General features: G+C 64.6%; 1 protein-coding gene. It reads left to right on the top strand.

The window, feature by feature from the left end; translation table 11 throughout:
- Nucleotides 1–5: 5 nt before the first annotated feature.
- A partial coding sequence (locus ACLZOT_RS49740) for a cytosine permease (RefSeq protein ID WP_416975950.1) occupies nt 6–587 on the top strand: 582 nt, incomplete at its 3' end.

Here is a 587-nt window from a genome sequence, read left to right as displayed (position 1 = left end):
ACCTCATCATCGGAGGAGCCCTATCAGTCCTCGGACTGTCTGTCCCGCAGGCCTTGACGGTCGTCGTCCTTGGCAACAGCTTCTGGCTGTTTGTGGGCTACGCGGCTAGAAGCGGAGCAGCGTCTGGAACGCCGAGCTCGGTTATCACTCGCGCCATCTACGGTGTCAAGGGAAACCGCTACGCCAGCGCGGGCATAAGCTGGCTCACCTCGGTGGCCTACGAAGGGATCAATCTCGCCACCGCGTCACTGGTCAGTTACGCCCTGCTGGAGTCGATGGGCGTTTCGCTGAACATCGCCCTCAAGATCGCGGTTGCGGCGGTCATCGGGGTCGCGACCTTCGGCATCAGCATCTACGGCCACGCGACAATCGTGCGCTCCAGTTGGATGTTCAGCGTGAGCCTGGGAATCAGCTTGTTGGTCCTCGGCGGTTTTGTCCTGTCTGAGGCGCGCAGCGCTCCGGCCGACTACACCCCTCTGCAGGGCGCCGATCTGGGGGCCGCACTTCGGGGCGGCCTCGCCGTGGTCGTCGGTGGCCCGCTGTCCTACAGCAACGGGGCGGACTACGCGCGGTATCTCCCCGCCACG

The organism is Streptomyces sp. 4F14 (assembly GCF_048159485.1).
Lineage (GTDB): Bacteria > Actinomycetota > Actinomycetes > Streptomycetales > Streptomycetaceae > Streptomyces.
Note: the sequence above shows the minus strand (reverse complement) of the source record. Positions and strands in the feature narration are given on the sequence as shown.